The sequence below is a fragment of the Streptomyces sp. Root1304 genome (assembly GCF_001426405.1).
Taxonomy (GTDB): domain Bacteria; phylum Actinomycetota; class Actinomycetes; order Streptomycetales; family Streptomycetaceae; genus Streptomyces.
Genome location: NZ_LMEP01000026.1, coordinates 225,391 through 241,320, shown reverse-complemented (window position 1 = coordinate 241,320; position 15,930 = coordinate 225,391). Strand labels below are relative to the sequence as shown.

At 73.6% G+C, this 15,930-nt stretch carries 9 protein-coding genes; 5 read left to right on the top strand and 4 right to left on the bottom strand.

Annotated features, from left to right (window positions below):
- Window positions 1-58: 58 nt before the first annotated feature.
- The 4 genes from ASD33_RS36640 to ASD33_RS30300 all read right to left on the bottom strand — a co-directional run bounded on the left by ASD33_RS36640 (window position 59) and on the right by ASD33_RS30300 (window position 6,805).
- Window positions 59-2,584 (bottom strand): monodechloroaminopyrrolnitrin synthase PrnB family protein, encoded by a 2,526-nt coding sequence (locus ASD33_RS36640; protein ID WP_242426935.1) that lies wholly within the window; start codon window positions 2,582-2,584, stop codon window positions 59-61.
- A 121-nt stretch (window positions 2,585-2,705) separates the two neighbouring features.
- A complete protein-coding gene (locus ASD33_RS30310) occupies window positions 2,706-4,247 on the bottom strand; it encodes an MFS transporter (protein ID WP_056567712.1) in 1,542 nt (513 codons plus the stop codon).
- On the bottom strand, window positions 4,244-5,674 hold the full coding sequence (locus ASD33_RS30305) for a 4-hydroxyphenylacetate 3-hydroxylase N-terminal domain-containing protein (RefSeq protein ID WP_056567708.1): 1,431 nt from the start codon (window positions 5,672-5,674) through the stop codon (window positions 4,244-4,246). The genes ASD33_RS30310 and ASD33_RS30305 overlap by 4 nt, the downstream gene beginning before the upstream one ends.
- 150 nt (window positions 5,675-5,824) lie before the next feature.
- Window positions 5,825-6,805 (bottom strand): AraC family transcriptional regulator, encoded by a 981-nt coding sequence (locus ASD33_RS30300; RefSeq protein ID WP_056567706.1) that lies wholly within the window; start codon window positions 6,803-6,805, stop codon window positions 5,825-5,827.
- A 117-nt stretch (window positions 6,806-6,922) separates the two neighbouring features.
- Between ASD33_RS30300 and ASD33_RS30295 the strand changes: the two genes are divergently transcribed.
- The 5 genes from ASD33_RS30295 to glgB all read left to right on the top strand — a co-directional run bounded on the left by ASD33_RS30295 (window position 6,923) and on the right by glgB (window position 15,916).
- Window positions 6,923-7,864, top strand: a complete 942-nt coding sequence (locus ASD33_RS30295) for an NmrA family NAD(P)-binding protein (RefSeq protein ID WP_079045096.1) — start codon at window positions 6,923-6,925, stop codon at window positions 7,862-7,864.
- A 354-nt stretch (window positions 7,865-8,218) separates the two neighbouring features.
- On the top strand, window positions 8,219-10,204 hold the full coding sequence (locus tag ASD33_RS30290) for an alpha-1,4-glucan--maltose-1-phosphate maltosyltransferase (protein WP_063991938.1): 1,986 nt from the start codon (window positions 8,219-8,221) through the stop codon (window positions 10,202-10,204).
- The gene (gene treS / locus ASD33_RS30285) at window positions 10,201-11,895 is read left to right on the top strand and encodes a maltose alpha-D-glucosyltransferase (RefSeq protein WP_056567697.1); all 1,695 of its coding nucleotides are present in this window, start codon (window positions 10,201-10,203) and stop codon (window positions 11,893-11,895) included. Before ASD33_RS30290 ends, treS begins: the two co-directional genes overlap by 4 nt.
- A 246-nt stretch (window positions 11,896-12,141) precedes the next feature.
- Entirely contained in the window at window positions 12,142-13,491 is a 1,350-nt protein-coding gene (locus tag ASD33_RS30280) for a hypothetical protein (RefSeq protein ID WP_056567694.1), read from the top strand.
- Between the two features lie 175 nt (window positions 13,492-13,666).
- Window positions 13,667-15,916 (top strand): 1,4-alpha-glucan branching enzyme, encoded by a 2,250-nt coding sequence (glgB, locus tag ASD33_RS30275; protein WP_056567691.1) that lies wholly within the window; start codon window positions 13,667-13,669, stop codon window positions 15,914-15,916.
- The last annotated feature ends 14 nt before the right edge of the window (window positions 15,917-15,930 follow it).

The window sequence follows — 15,930 nt, the reverse complement described above, 5'->3', positions numbered from 1 at the left end:
GTGCGTCCGGCGTGCCGCTCCCGCGGGAGGGGCGGCGCGCCGGTCGGGCCGGGCCGCGTCAGCCGATGGCCGGCAGGGGCACCTCGTACGGGGAGCCCAGGTTGACGGTGCCGGGGTCGAAGGCGCCGGTGGCGGCGTACCGGCAGGCGATGGCGGCGAGTTCCTCGGCGGGGATGACCTCGTGGATGTCGGTGAAGCCGTGCGGGGCGCGGGCGTGGGCGAGGTTGATGACGACCTCGGGGCCGAGTTCGCGGTTGGCCCGCTGGAGCGCGGTGGTGACGGGGCGCCGGGCCCGTTCGTACGCGGCGAGGCCCTCGGCGGGGTCGGCGGGGTGCAGGGCGAGCGCGTGGGCGAGGGCGCGGGCGTCGACGATCGACTGGGTCGCGCCGTTGGAGCCGATGGGGTACATGGCGTGGGCGGCGTCGCCGACGAGGGTGGTGCGGCCGTGGGTCCAGCGGTCCAGGGGTTCGCGGTCGACCATCGGGTACACATGGGCGGAGTCGGCGGCGCGCAGGACGGCGGGGACGCTGACGCCGTCGAACTCCCAGCCCTCGTAGTACGGCAGGAAGGTCTCGACGGGGACGGGCCGGTTCCAGTCGCCGAGCAGCCGCTCGTCGCCGTCCGCCGCCCCGGCCGCGCCCGGGTCCGCCGGCGCCCCGCCGGTGTCGGCCGCCGGGCGGGCGAGCGCCCAGTTGACCAGGACCTCCCGGCCGGGTCCCGTCGGCCGGCTCATCGGGTACACGACGGCCTTCTGCCGGTCGTCGCCGGCGATGAACATGGCCGGGCCCACCGCCCGCGCGGGCATCCGGGAGACCCCCCGCCAGACCAGGGTCCCGTTCCACGGCGGCGCGCCCTCCTCCGGGTGGAGCGCGGCCCGCACCGCCGAACGGATGCCGTCGGCGCCGACGAGCACGTCCGGTTCGAGGGAGGCCCGGCCGTGCACGGAGCCCGCCCGGTGCTCCAGGCGCAGCCGGGGCCGTCCGTCGGGCAGCGGCTCCACCCCGCGCACCCGGACCCCGGTGACGAGGGCGGCCGGCCCGAGCCTGGCCCGGACGGCGCCGGCCAGGACCTGCTGGAGGTGCCCGCGGTGGACCGAGAGCTGCGGCCAGCGGTAGCCGGCGCCGAGACCGCGCGGCTCGCGGGATATCAGTCCGCCGGAGCGGTGGTAGTAGCGCAGCTCGCGGGTGCGCAGGGCGCCCGCTTCGAGGGCGTCGAGCAGGCCGAGGGCGTCGAGTTCGCGGACCGCGTTCGGCATCAGGTTGAGTCCGGCGCCGACCGGGCGGATCGCGGGCGCGGCCTCGACGACGGTGATCCGCTCGAATCCGGCGGCGTGCAGGGCGAGGGCGGTGGTGAGGCCGGCGACGCCGCCGCCGGCGATCACGATGTGCGGTCCCCGCCCGCCGTATCCGTGGGCGGAGCGGTGCGGGGAGGGCGCGGGGGTGTGGGGGGACATCTCGACTGCTCCTTCGCGCCGCTGGGCGGCGGACGGCCCGGCAGGGGCACCGGCGGGACGGCACCGCACGGTCGCGCGGCGCACCATGGTCTCGTTCTCCCTGGTCAGATCCAGGATCGAGCGCAGCAGCGCGACCGGGGCCCCGCCGCTGCCCTCCTCGTACAGGCGCACGTCCTCGCGGTACGCCTTGCGGGCGATGCCGAGGTGCCGGGCGCGGAAGGTCTTCAGGAGGCGCAGCACCCGGCCGAGTGCCTGCGCCGAGGCGGTGAGCGCGGGCGGGAGCCGGTCGGCGCCCTCCCAGCTGACGGCGGCGGACAGTTTGCTCACCGCCGACACCCCGCCGCGGTGCCGGGCGTGGAAGGCGCGCCAGGCGGGCAGCGCGTACGGCAGGGACTCGGCGAGGAAGGCGTCGTAGGCGGGGTCGGAGCGGTCGCACTGCCAGAGCGTCAGGTCGACCAGCCAGAGCGGGACCTGGGCGGCGGCCGGGCCGAGGTAGGGGCGGCCGGCCACGTCGACCTCCTCGAAGTACGGGCGCAGGGTGAGTGCGAAGTACTCGGGCGGCACCTGGGCGACGGTGAGGTCGATGGAGTCGACCATGGTCCGCACGTGGCGGCCCACCCGGTCGAGGGCGGCGGCGAATCCGGGGTCGTACGGTTCGAGGCGGGCGATCCGGCCGCAGTCGTCGAGGGCGGCGACCAGGCCGGGGAACACCATCCGTACGGCGTCCTGGAGGCGGGCCTCGGTGGGGTGGCCGGTGTAGGTGCGGCGGCGCGGGCCCGGCGGGTTCCACGTCGTGTAGTGGTGGACGGTGTCCCGGGGGATCATGTCGGTGCGGTGGCCGAGGAGTTCGAGGAGGGGCAGGGCCTCCGGGACGGCGGCCAGGGGCTGTACGCCGTGACGTTTCAGCGAGCCGAGCAGGATGCCGAGGTCGCGCATGGCGGCGAGCGCGTCGGCGACGCTCCACCGCGCGGCCCGGTCGGGGTCCGGCACGAGGGTGCGCAGGGCGACGGTCAGGGCGGCCGTGTCGGCGTCCGCGTTCATCGCGGGCACCGCGGCGAGCAGGGCGTCGGCGCCGAGCGGGTCGGCGGCGCGGATGACCTCGGTCCTACGGGGCGAATCGCCGAGCGGCACTGCGGTGCTCCTCTCCTGGGGCGGCTCGGTTCGCCGGGGGTGCACGGCTCACCCGCCGGTGGTGGGCGGTGTTCTGGCGCGGTCGGTGGGGTGGGTCGGGGGCGGGGGGCCGGGGGGCGGCTCAGCGCGGTCCGGGCTCGCGGAGGTCGGGCGTCCGGAGGTCCGGCGTCCCGGGGTCCGGCGTCCGGAGGTCCGGCGTCCCGGGGTCCGGGGCCCGTGCCGGGGCGGCTCCGGCCGCCGGTTCTCCCCGGTGGAGGCGTAGGGAGAGCAGCGCGGCCGCGGCGGCGAGGGCGGCACCCGTGAGCAGGGCGGCGCGGTGGCCCGCGGTCTCGGCGACCGCGCGGGACGCGTCCGCGGCCCCGGTGCGGCCGGCGGCGACGGCCACCAGGACGGCGAGGCCGAGGACGGAGCCGAACTGCTGGCTGGTGTTGACGAGTCCGGAGGCGAGTCCGTTCTCCCCGGGCGCGGCCTCGGCTGTGGCGGCCACGTTGGTGGTGACCACGACCAGCGGCAGGGCGACGCCGAGGAGGAGGCCGGGGGCGAGGACCGTGCTCGCGAAGGTGCCGTCCGCCCGGAGGGCGAGGGCCAGCCACAGGGTTCCGGCGCAGAGGAGGACGAAACCCAGGGTCGTGGTCCGGGGCAGTCCGAGCCGGAAGATGATCCGGCCGGTCTGCGGGGCGACCGCGACGACGGCCAGCGAGAGCGGCAGCAGGCCGAGGCCGCCGCCCAGCGGCCCGTACCCGAGGACGCTCTGCAGATGCAGGCTGACCAGGAAGAACATCGGGAACAGCGTCATCTGGGCGAGCGCCGCGAGGAGGTTGGCGAGGCCGAGCGCAGGGCGGCGGAGGACCGCGGGCGGGACCAGCGGCGCGGCGGCCCGGGTCTCGACGGCGGCGAAGGCCAGGAGCAGCGCGAGGCCCGCGCCCCCGGCGGTGAGGGTACGGGCGGAGAGCCATCCGGCCCCGGCGGCGCCGACGAGCGCGTAGGCCACGAGCCCGAGTCCGGCGGTGGCGGTGAGAGCCCCGGCGAGGTCGAAGCCGCCCCGGTGGCGCCGTCCGGAGCGGTCGGCGGCGCCCGTACGGACGCCGCCGGTCCCGCCGTCCAGGACCCGCAGCGCGAGCGCGCCGAGGGCGGCCGCGAGGAGGACGTTCAGCCAGAACGTGGAGCGCCAGCCGAGGACGCCGGTGAGGACGCCCCCGCCGACCGTGCCGAGGACCCCGCCGAGACCGCCCATCGCGGCGAACGCGCCGAGCGCCCGGTGCCGGGCGGGGCCTTCGGGGAAGAGCAGGAGCAGCAGGGCGAAGGCCGAGGCGGCGGCGAGGGCGGCGCCGGCGCCCTGGGCGGCGCGGGCGGCGACGAGCGCGGCGGCGCCGGGGGCGAGCCCGCCGCAGGCGGAGGCGAGGGCGAGGAGGGCGAGTCCGGCGAGGAGGACCCGCCGGTGGCCGAGGAGGTCGGCGATCCGGCCGCCGAGGAGGAGCAGCCCGCCGAAGGTGATGAGGTAGGCGTTGGCGACCCAGGAGAGCCCGGTGGGGCCGGGGCCGAGGTCCGCGCCGATCGAGGGCAGGGCGACGTTGACGATCGCGGTGTCGGTGATCAGCAGCAGCTGGGTGGCGGCGAGCAGGGCGAGGGCTCCGCGCCGGGGCCCCGGTGGCGGTGCCGTCACCGGGTCGTCCCGAGGCCGTACCCGTCGAGGCAGTCCTGGGCGAGGCGCTCGCACTCCTCGGCGGCGCCGGCCCGGGTCTGCATCGTCAGATAGACGTGCGGGGCGCCGTGGTAGAAGCGCTCGTACTGCTCGTGGCGGCCGGCGAACTCGGAACCGAGCGCGTCCCAGGCGAGCTTGAGGAGCTTGATCCGGTCCTCGGCTGCGTGGCCGGGGGTGCCGAAGTAGCGGCGGACCAGCGGCCCGAGTTCGGGGTGGAGCAGGTCCCGGCCGCTCGCGGGCAGCTGCACCAGGGCGCCTCCGGCGAGGAGTCTGATGTCCTGGACGGCGCGCGGGTAGAGCTCGCCGGCCATGATCCGCTGGGCGAAGGAGATCTCCTGCCCGGGGCGGACGCCGCCGCGCCCGCCGTCGACCTGCTCGTACGAGGCCTCCGCGGCGAGCACGAAGGCCTTGGCCTGGGCGACCATGCCGAGCAGCCGGCCGACGGCCTGGGTGACCGCCGGCAGGTCCGCGGTGCCGTTGGAGCGGGTGAGGAGGATCGCGAGCCCGGTGAGGAACTCCAGCTTGGTCCAGAAGCGGGTGGCGGACTGGTGGACGAGGTTCGGGTAGGCGGGGGTGCCCCACCAGGCCGCGCCGGTGGTGACCGGGTCCCGGTAGGTGAGGACCCGTTCCCAGGGCACGAACACGTCCTCGCAGACGAGCATCGCGTCGTTCTCGTCGTACCGGGAGGACAGCGGCTGGTCGAAGACGGACCGGGAGCGTCCCTCGTAGGAGGTGCGGGAGACGAGCGTGAGGCCGGGGGTGTCCGGCCGTACGGAGAAGGTGACGGCGTGCCCGGTGTCGTCGGCGGCGAGGGGTTCGATGGTGCCGACGAGGATCTCGTCGGCGAAGACGGCGCCGGTGCCGACGGTCTTGGCGCCGCGGACGACGATGCCGCCGTCCCGCTCGGCGACGACCCGCAGGGCGATGTCGTCCTCGCCGTGCCCCCGGGGCGGGTCGGTCAGGGTGAACGCGGTGTGCAGGTCGCCCTCGGCGAGCCGGCGGTGGAGGGCGAGGGCGTGTCCGGCGCCGTCGAAGGTGTCGCCGGTGAAGACCTCGGGCGAGGCGGCGAATCCGGCCACGCCCGCGGCCATGTAGTCGGGGGTGCGCCCGAGGAAGCCGTAGCTGGCGCGGGCGGTGGCCCGGAAGGCGCGGCGGCGGGCGACGAGGTCCTCGTACGAGCGGGGTACGGAGTAGGGGCGGCGCACCCCGCCCCGGACGAGGACGGGGCGGTGCACGGGGTCGTCGGCGAGGTCGTAGAGCCCGGCGAAGGAGGCCGCGGTGGCGCGGAAGGCGGGGTGGGCGGTGACGTCCTCGACGCGTTCCCCGTCGAGCCAGATCTCGCGCCCGTCGCGCAACCCCTCCAGATACTCCTGCCCGGACCTCGTCACCGGTGTGTCGCCTCTCCTCGGGTGTCACGGCTCTGCCGGACCCGAGCCTTTCCGGCGCGGTCCACCCGGGCAATGAACGTCCGTCCAGGGCTCCTTAAGAACCGTCCAGCGGCCCCGCGAAGATGTCAGGTCGGGCCGCGCCGGGGCCGTTCAGGCCGCCCGGACGACTCCCGCGCGGTACTCCCCCGGGGTCACCCCGAACCATTTGCGGAAGGCGAGGTGGAAGCCGACGGCGCTCTGGTAGCCGACCCGGGCGGGCACCGCGGACTGCGGCAGCGAGGTCTCGCCGAGGAGCCGGCCGGCCTCCTGCATCCGGCGGGCGGAGAGGTACCGGGCCGGTGATTCGCCGACCAGCTCGCGGAAGGCGGCGGTGAACGCGGAGCGGGACATGCCGACCTCCCGGGCGAGGGAGTCGATGGTCCACGGCTCGGCGAACCGGGTCGCCATCATGACCACGGCCCGGCTGATCCCGGGGTGTCCGAGCAGCGGCAGGGAGGCCGGGCTGTCGGCGAGTTCGCGGAGCAGCGGGCGGAGGGCGAGGACGAGGGCCATCTCGAAGGCCCGCAGGGTGATGAGCCGGTCGCCGGGTCCGACGGGCCGGTCGGGGGCGGCGAGCAGCCGGAGGGTGTCGCGGAGCAGGGGTTCGCGGTCGACCTGGGCGCGGTCGAGGACGAGGGCCCAGGGCAGGGAGGTGTAGAGGCCGGTGGCGGCGCTGGCGTCGTAGTGGAGTCCGGCGCAGAGCAGCCGGCTCTCGGGGCCGCTGCCGTCGATGACGATCTCGCCGGAGGTGCCGGGCTGCCGCTCGGGCAGGACGGCCTTGAGCGGGAGGCCCTGGCGTTCGGGGCGGTCGGAGAGGCGGTGCGCGGTGCCGGTGGGGAAGACGACGAGGTCGCCGGCGTGCAGGGCGACGGGGGGTTCGTCGGTGGTGGTGATCCAGCAGTCGCCCTCGACGACGTAGTGGAGGACGGCGCAGCTGCGTTCGGCGTCCCCTTCGATGGCCCAGGGGGCGCGGACGTGCCAGCGGCTGTCGAAGACTCCGGTGAGCCGGAGGGGTTTGAGGAGTTCGCTCAGCAGGTCGTCGTGCCCGCCCTGGTCGAGTCGGTCGTGCCGGTCGGTTCCCACGGATGCCATGGACGATCCTTCAACTTCCGCCCCGGTTTGTTAATTGAACGGCCGAAGCCGGCGCGGCGAGCCTGGATGACGCCGGCACGGCAGCGGCGAAAGTCTATCGAAGGGCCTCAGAGACAGATGTCCAGTGAGATTCCGATGAGGGTGGCGGTCGTGGGGGCGACCGGCTTCCAGGGCGGTGCGGTGGCCCGTCTCCTCGCCGACCGGCACCACCGGGTGCGGACCCTGACCCGGCGTCCCGAGGCCGACCGGCCGCCGCTGCCGGGGGCCTTCTTCCTCGGCGGCGATCTGGGGCGGCCGGAGGACGTGCGGCGGCTCTTCGAGGGGACGACGCACGCGTTCGTCACGATGCCGCTGGTGTACGAGGCCGAGCGGGTGGAGGCGTACGCCCGGCACATCGGGGAGGCGGCCCGCGAGGCGGGCACGGTCCGGCTGGTCCTCAACACCAACACCCGGATTCCGCTGGGTCCGACGGACGTCGCCGCCTTCGAGACGCGGCGGCTCGCGGAGCGGGTGCTGCGGGAGAGCGGGGTGCCGCTGGTGGTGATCCGGCCACCGGTGTACCTGGACAACCTGTTCTCGCCGTGGAACGGTCCTTCGCTGGTCGACGAGGGCGTCCTCGCGTATCCGCTGCCGGAGTCCGCGCGGACGGCGTGGATCTCGCACCGGGGGCTGGCGGAGGCGGCGCTCGCGGCGCTGAGCCGGGAGGGTCTCGACGGGCGGACCTTCGACATCGGCGGGGAGCGTTCGCTGACGGGCGGGCAGCTGGCGGCGGCCTTCGGCCGGGGGCTGGGGCGGTCGGTGCGGTACGAGGAGCTGGATCCGGCCGTGTTCGAGCGGGGGCTCGGACGGCTGCTGGGCCCGGAGACGGCGGCCGGAGTGGCCGGGATCTACCACTACATGGCGAGCGGCGCCGATCCGCTGCTGATGGCGGACGACGACGGGGTGTCGACCGAGGTCCTGGCGCTCGAACCGGCCCCGGTGGAGGAGTGGGTGGCCCGCCAGCCGTGGCAGGTGTGGGCCTCGGACGCGGACGAACCCGACGCGACGCCGCTGCGCTGAGCACCGCGCCCGACCACCGGAGACGGCTCCGCCCGACAAGGGCGGGGCCGTTTCTTTGTCCGGGTCCGGTGCTTGCCCGCGCCACGACCGCCCAGTAGCCCTGGTAGTTGGCGAAGCTCCGGGATTGCCCACCCGAGGAGCGTGGGAAGGCTCCTCCCCGGAAACCCCCGAACCCGTCTCCCCGTGACCTCCGTTCCTCCCCGATCATCCCGTTTCCTCCCCAGATGCCCGCCATCCGGGTGAACGCGGACAGGAGCGGCCATGCCCGCAACCCGCCGGCCGTCGACGGAGCTAGAAAGAGCGCACCACCACCCGCTCCCCCGTAACCCGTCAGGTGATGCTGTGAATCCGCTCATGGGACGCATTCCCGTACTGGACGTACGCCCGCTGGTCGACTGCGGCCGGCGCCCCGCCAAGGCGGTGGCCGGAGAGTCCTTCGAGGTGACGGCGACCGTCTTCCGCGAGGGGCACGACGCGGTCGCCGCCAATGTCGTGCTGCGCGGCCCCTCGGGCCGGCCCGGCCCCTGGACGCCGATGCGTGAACTCGCCGAGGGCACCGACCGGTGGGGCGCCGAGGTCACTCCGGACGTCGAGGGCTCCTGGACGTACACCGTCGAGGCGTGGAGCGACCCGGTGGCCACCTGGCGCCACACGGCGAAGATCAAGATCCCGGCCGGGATCGACTCCGAACTCGTCCTCGCCGAGGGGGCCGAACTGCACGAGCGGGCCGCGAAGGGCGTCCCGAAGAAGGGCGGCGGGCGGGAGTGCGTGCTCGCGGCGGCGGACGCCCTGCGCGACACCGCGCGCCCGGCGGCGGTCCGGCTCGCGGCGGTGCTCAGTCCCCGGGTGGTCGAGGCCCTTGACCGGCACCCGCTGCGCGAACTCCTGTCCTCCTCCCCCGCGTTGCCGCTCCAGGTGGAGCGGGAGCGGGCCCTGTTCGGCTCCTGGTACGAGTTCTTCCCGCGCTCCGAGGGCGTGCGGAAGGTCAAGGGCCGTACGGTTCCGGGGAACTTCCGCACCGCCGCCGAGCGCCTTCCGGCGGTGGCGGCGATGGGCTTCGACGTGGTGTACCTGCCGCCGGTGCACCCGATCGGCGAGACCCACCGCAAGGGCCCGAACAACTCCCTCTCGGCGGCGCCGAACGACGTGGGCGTGCCGTGGGCGATCGGTTCGCCGGAGGGCGGACACGACGCGCTCCACCCGGACCTGGGCACCTTCGAGGACTTCGACGCCTTCGTGGCGCGGGCCCGGGAGCTGCGCCTGGAGATCGCCCTCGACTTCGCGCTGCAGTGCTCGCCGGACCATCCGTGGGTGGAGAAGCATCCGGAGTGGTTCCACCACCGGCCGGACGGTTCGATCGCGTACGCGGAGAACCCGCCGAAGAAGTACCAGGACATCTACCCGATCGCGTTCGACGTCGATATGGACGGGATCGTCGCGGAGACCGTGCGGGTGCTGCGGTTCTGGATGGACCACGGGGTGCGGATCTTCCGGGTCGACAACCCGCACACGAAGCCGGTGGTGTTCTGGGAGCGGGTGATCGGCGAGATCAACGGGGCCGATCCGGACGTGATCTTCCTGGCGGAGGCGTTCACCCGGCCGGCGATGATGCGGACGCTCGGCGCGATCGGTTTCCAGCAGTCGTACACGTACTTCACCTGGCGGAACACCAAGGAGGAGCTGACGGAGTACCTGACGGAGCTGTCCGGGGAGGCGGCGGCGCTGATGCGGCCGAACTTCTTCGTGAACACCCCGGACATCCTGCACGCCTACCTCCAGGAGGGCGGCCGGCCGGCGTTCGAGGCGCGGGCGGTGCTGGCGGCGACGCTGTCGCCGTCCTGGGGCATGTACGCCGGGTACGAGCTGTGCGAGGGCACCCCGCTGCGGGACGGCAGCGAGGAGTACCTCGACTCGGAGAAGTACCAGTTGAGGCCGCGCGACTGGGAGTCGCTGGAGCGCTCGGGGGCCACGATCACCCCGCTGATCACCGCCCTGAACCGGATCAGGCGCCGCCACCCGGCCCTGCGCCGGCTGCGGAACCTGACCTTCCACGACACGGACAACGCGCAGGTGATCGCGTACTCCAAGCGCTCGGGTTCGAACATCGTTCTGGTGGTCGTCAACCTCGACCCGCACCACACCCAGGAGGCTTCACTCTCGTTGAACATGCCGGAACTCGGCCTCGACTGGCACGAGACCGTGCCGGTGCGCGACGAGCTCACCGGCGAGACCTATCACTGGGGCAGGGCCAGCTACGTGCGCCTGGAACCGGGTGTCGCACCCGCGCACGTCCTCGTCCTGCGACCGTCCCCGCAGACCGGAGGGTCACCCATCTCATGACTGTCAACGAGCCCGTCCCCGACACCTTCGAGGACACCCCCGCCAAGGACCGCGATCCCGACTGGTTCAAGCGGGCCGTCTTCTACGAGGTCCTCGTCCGTTCCTTCCAGGACAGCAACGGGGACGGCGTCGGCGACCTGAAGGGCATCACGTCCAAACTGGACTACCTCCAGTGGCTGGGCGTGGACTGCCTCTGGCTGCCGCCCTTCTTCAAGTCCCCCTTGCGGGACGGCGGATACGACGTCGCCGACTACACCTCGGTGCTCCCCGAGTTCGGCGACCTGGCCGACTTCGTGGAGTTCGTCGACGCGGCCCACCAGCGCGGGATGCGCGTGGTCATCGACTTCGTCATGAACCACACGAGCGACCAGCACGAGTGGTTCCAGGAGTCGCGGCGCGACCCGGAGGGCCCGTACGGCGACTACTACGTCTGGGCCGACGACGACAAGCAGTACCCGGACGCCCGGATCATCTTCGTCGACACCGAGTCCTCGAACTGGACCTTCGACCCGGTCCGCAAGCAGTACTACTGGCACCGGTTCTTCTCGCACCAGCCCGACCTCAACTACGAGAACCCGGCGGTGCAGGAGGAGATCCTGTCCGCGCTGAAGTTCTGGCTGGACCTGGGGATCGACGGCTTCCGGCTCGACGCGGTGCCGTACCTGTACCAGCAGGAGGGCACCAACTGCGAGAACCTCCCGGCGACCCACGCCTTCCTCAAGCGGGTCCGCAAGGAGATCGACGACCACTACCCGGACACGGTGCTGCTCGCCGAGGCCAACCAGTGGCCGGAGGACGTCGTCGACTACTTCGGCGACTTCCGCTCGGGCGGCGACGAGTGCCACATGGCCTTCCACTTCCCGGTCATGCCGCGCATCTTCATGGCCGTGCGGCGGGAGTCGCGCCACCCGGTCTCGGAAATCCTGGCGAAGACCCCGGAGATCCCGTCCGGCTGCCAGTGGGGCATCTTCCTGCGCAACCACGACGAGCTGACCCTCGAAATGGTCACGGACGAAGAGCGCGACTACATGTACGCCGAGTACGCCAAGGACCCGAGGATGCGGGCCAACATCGGGATCCGGCGGCGGCTCGCCCCGCTCCTCGACAACGACCGCAAGCAGATGGAGCTGTTCACCGCGCTGCTCTTCTCGCTGCCCGGCTCGCCGGTGCTCTACTACGGCGACGAGATCGGCATGGGCGACAACATCTGGCTGGGCGACCGCGACGGGGTGCGGACCCCGATGCAGTGGACCCCCGACCGGAACGCCGGCTTCTCCTCCTGCGACCCGGGCCGGCTCACCCTGCCGACCGTGATGGACCCGGTCCACGGCTACCAGGTGACCAATGTCGAGGCGGGCATGGCCTCGCCGTCCTCGCTGCTGCACTGGACGAAGCGGATGATCGAGATCCGTAAGCAGAACCGCGCCTTCGGGACGGGGACGTACACGGAACTCCCGGCCTCGAACCCGGCGGTGCTGGCCTTCCTCCGCGAGGACGGCGACGACCTGGTCCTCTGCGTGAACAACTTCTCGCGGTTCGCGCAGCCGACGGAACTCGATCTGCGCCGCTTCGACGGCGTCCACCCGGTGGAGCTGATCGGCGGGGTGACGTTCCCGGCCATCGGCCGGCTCCCCTACCTCCTGACCCTTGCGGGTCACGGCTTCTACTGGTTCCGTCTCAAGAAGGGCTGACCGACGGTCGGTTCGGAATTGTCCGGAGCGGGACGGTTTCCTCCGCCCCGCCCCGGGCACCATCTCCCCCCACACGTTCCACGTGTCGATCCAGGTCCATACGGGCCTTCCTGCCGGACCCGTACGGATCTTCCCCCTCCGACACGTCCCGCACATCCGGACAGCCCCAGCCGCCATCCGGGACACTCTGCGCATTTGAACGCAAACGACAGCCAACTGCGCGCCCCGGGGAAAGGACGCGATGCCATGCCGGAGACCGCATCCACCACCCGGGCCCCGGACGCCCTCCTTCCGTCCCTCGCCCCTCTGCTCCACGAATGGCTGCCACGGCAGCGCTGGTTCGCGGGCAAGGGCCGCCGGGTCACCGGATTCACCCTGGACGCGGCCACCGAGCTGCTTCCCCTGGACGGCGCGGGACCCGGTCTCCTCCATCTGCTCGTACGGGTCGAACAGCCGGGCCGCCCGGCCGGGACGCCCGCCGACTGCTACCAACTGCTCCTGGGCGTACGGACCCAGCTGCCGCCCCGCCTCGCCCCCGCCCTGCTCGGGCGGATCCGGCAGGGCCCGCTCGCCGGACGCGCCGTCTACGAGGGGCTGCGCGATCCACGGCTCGCCGGCCTCCTCTACGAGCGGCTGCGCACCCCGGGCCGGACCGGTCCGCTGCGCTTCCACGCCACCGCCTCCCTGCCGCCCGCCCTGGCCCCCCGGGTCCTCGACGCCGAACAGTCGAACTCGTCCCTGGTCTATGGAGATTCGTTCATCCTGAAGATCTTCCGGCGGGTCAGCCCGGGGGCCAACCCCGACCTGGAACTGCCGCTGGCCCTCGCCGGGGCGGGCTGCGCCCGGGTCCCGGCCCCGGTCGCCTGGTTCGAGACGGGGGCGGCCACGCTCGGCGTCCTCCAGCCCTTCCTGCGCGACTCCCGCGACGGCTGGCGGCTCGCGCTCGACGCGCTCGCCGACGGGCGGGAGTTCGCCGCCGAGGCGCGGTCCCTGGGCCGGGCCACCGCCGAGGTCCACCTCGCGCTGGCGGAGGCGCTGCCGACCCGGCGGCTCGCCCGCGCCGAGACCGAGCAGCTCGCGGCGGCGATGGACCGGCGGCTGCACGCGGCGGCCCAGGCCGTCCCCGCGCTCATGCCGTACGTCCCCGGCCTCCGGGCCGTCTTCGAGGCGGCGAGCGGCGCGGACGGCGGGAGTGTGGTGCAGCGCATCCACGGCGACCTGCATCTGGGGCAGACCCTGCGGGGTTCCGACGGCGGCTGGGCCGTGATCGACTTCGAGGGCGAGCCGGCGAAGCCGCTGGACGAGCGGCGCAGCCCGCAGCCCACGGTCCGCGACGTCGCCGGGATGCTCCGCTCCTTCGACTACGCGGCCCGCACCCACCGCCCGTGGAACGCGGACTGGGCGGCGCGCTGCCGGGCCGCGTACTGCACGGGCTACGCGGAGGCGGCCGGGGCCGACCCCCGCACCGACCCCGCGCTCCTGCGGGCCTACGAGACCGACAAGGCGGTGTACGAGGTCGTCTACGAGGCCCGGCACCGGCCGGACTGGCTCCCGGTCCCGATGTCCGCGATCGAGCGCCTCTCGGCCCCCCGATGACCCGCCACGGGCGGAGCGCCCGCTGCCGGCCGCACCCCCGTTCGGACCAGCGCGGGGCGCCCCCGTGCGGCCCCCGCCTGCGGGAACCGCACGCGCCCCCGTTCGGCCGAGTGTCCCGCCCCGGCACCCCGCCGTTGCCCATCCGTACCCCCCGTACCCCTCAGGAGGCATCCCGGTGACCGCCCGCCCCGCAGGCAAGACGGCCCGCAGCACCAAGTCCCCCGCGCCCCGGACGGCGCCACCGCTCGACCCGGGCGACCGGGCCCGGCTGCTCGCCGGGGAGCACCACGATCCGCACGGCGTGCTCGGCGCGCATCCGGTGCGGGGCGGGGTGGCGGTCCGGGTGCTGCGCCCGTGGGCGAAGGAGGTGACCCTCCTCACCAAGGGCCGGCGCGTCCCGCTCACGGACGACGGCGACGGGTTCTTCTCCGTCCTGCTCCCGCTGCTGCGCAAGGTCCCCGCGTACGAGCTGCGGGTCCGTTACGACGGTCCCGACGAGCTCGCCGCGCACGACCCGTACCGCTTCCTGCCCTCCCTGGGGGAGCTGGACCTGCATCTGATCGGGGAGGGCCGGCACGAGGAGCTGTGGACGGCCCTCGGCTCCCGGCTCATGACCCACGAGGGGGTGGCCGGCACGCGGTTCGCGGTCTGGGCGCCGAACGCGCGGGGGGTGCGGGTCACCGGTGACTTCACGCACTGGGACGGCACGGGGCTGCCGATGCGTTCGCTGGGCTCGACGGGCGTGTGGGAGCTGTTCGTGCCGGGGGTCGGCGAGGGGGCGCTGTACAAGTACGACATCACCCGGCCGGACGGTTCGCACACGGTGCGCGCGGATCCGATGGCCCGGCGCACCGAGTGCCCGCCGAACACGGCGTCGATCGTCACCGAGTCGCACTACACCTGGGACGACGCGGAGTGGATGGAGCGGCGCGGGGCGCGTCCGCACCACGAGGCGCCGCTCAGCGTCTACGAGGTCCATCTGCCGTCGTGGCGCCCGGGTCTGACGTACCGGCAGCTGGCCGAGCAGCTGCCCGCGTACGTCCGCGACCTCGGCTTCACGCATGTGGAGCTGATGCCGGTCACCGAGCACCCCTTCGGCGGTTCGTGGGGCTACCAGGTCACCGGGTTCTACGCGCCGACGGCCCGGATGGGCACCCCGGACGACTTCAGGTTCCTGGTGGACGCCCTGCACGCGGCGGGCATCGGGGTCCTGATGGACTGGGTGCCCGCGCACTTCCCGAAGGACGACTGGGCGCTCGCGGAGTTCGACGGGCGGCCGCTGTACGAGCACGAGGACCCGCGCAGGTCGCACCACCCCGACTGGGGGACCCTGGAGTTCGACTACGGCCGCAAGGAGGTGCGGAACTTCCTGGTGGCGAACGCCGTGTACTGGTGCCAGGAGTTCCACATCGACGGGCTGCGGGTGGACGCGGTGGCGTCGATGCTCTACCTGGACTACTCGCGGGAGCACGGCGAGTGGCTGCCGAACGAGTTCGGCGGCCGGGAGAACCTGGACGCGGTGGCGTTCCTCCAGGAGATGAACGCGACGGTGTACCGGCGCTGCCCGGGGATCGTGACCTTCGCGGAGGAGTCCACGGCCTGGGACGGGGTGACGCGGGCGACGGACCAGGTCGGTCCCGGCGGGCACGGCGGTCTGGGCTTCGGGATGAAGTGGAACATGGGCTGGATGCACGACTCCCTGGAGTACGTGCAGAAGGAGCCGGTGCACCGGAAGTACCACCACCACGAGATGACCTTCTCGATGGTGTACGCGTACAGCGAGAACTACATCCTGCCGATCTCGCACGACGAGGTGGTGCACGGCAAGCGGTCGCTGGTGTCGAAGATGCCGGGCGACTGGTGGCAGCAGCGGGCCGACCACCGCGCCTACCTGGGCTTCATGTGGGCCCATCCGGGCAAGCAACTGCTCTACATGGGGCAGGAGTTCGCGCAGGGGTCGGAGTGGTCGGCGGACCACGGTCCCGACTGGTGGCTGCTGGATCCGGCGTACGGCGCGGAGGCCGACCACCGGGGCGTGCGGGACCTCGTCCGCGATCTGAACACGGTGTACACGGCGACGCCGGCGCTCTGGGAGCGGGACACCTCCCCCGAGGGGTTCCAGTGGGTGGTGGGGGACGCGGCGGAGGACAACGTCTTCGCGTTCCTGCGCTTCGACGCGTTCGGCGCGCCGCTGCTCGCGGTGTCGAACTTCTCGCCGGTGGTGCGGCACGACTACCGGCTCGGCGTCCCGGAGGACGTGGTGGCCTGGGCGGAGGTCCTGAACACGGACGACGGGCGGTACGGCGGGGGTGACGTGGTGGGGCGGGACCCGGTGAAGACGGAGTCGGTGCCGTACCACGGGCGGGCGGCGAGCGTGCGGATGACGCTTCCGCCGCTGGCGACGGTCTGGCTGCGTCCGGCCTGAGGCCGGTGCGGGGC

What these genes read in the sequence shown, in the direction of transcription:
- ASD33_RS30300 (WP_056567706.1), bottom strand. Translation starts at nt 6,805, where the DNA reads ATGGCATCCGTGGGAACCGACCGGCACGACCGACTCGACCAGGGCGGG.
- ASD33_RS30295 (WP_079045096.1), top strand. Translation starts at nt 6,923, where the DNA reads ATGTCCAGTGAGATTCCGATGAGGGTGGCGGTCGTGGGGGCGACCGGC.
- ASD33_RS30290 (WP_063991938.1), top strand. Translation starts at nt 8,219, where the DNA reads ATGGGACGCATTCCCGTACTGGACGTACGCCCGCTGGTCGACTGCGGC.
- treS (WP_056567697.1), top strand. Translation starts at nt 10,201, where the DNA reads ATGACTGTCAACGAGCCCGTCCCCGACACCTTCGAGGACACCCCCGCC.
- ASD33_RS30280 (WP_056567694.1), top strand. Translation starts at nt 12,142, where the DNA reads ATGCCGGAGACCGCATCCACCACCCGGGCCCCGGACGCCCTCCTTCCG.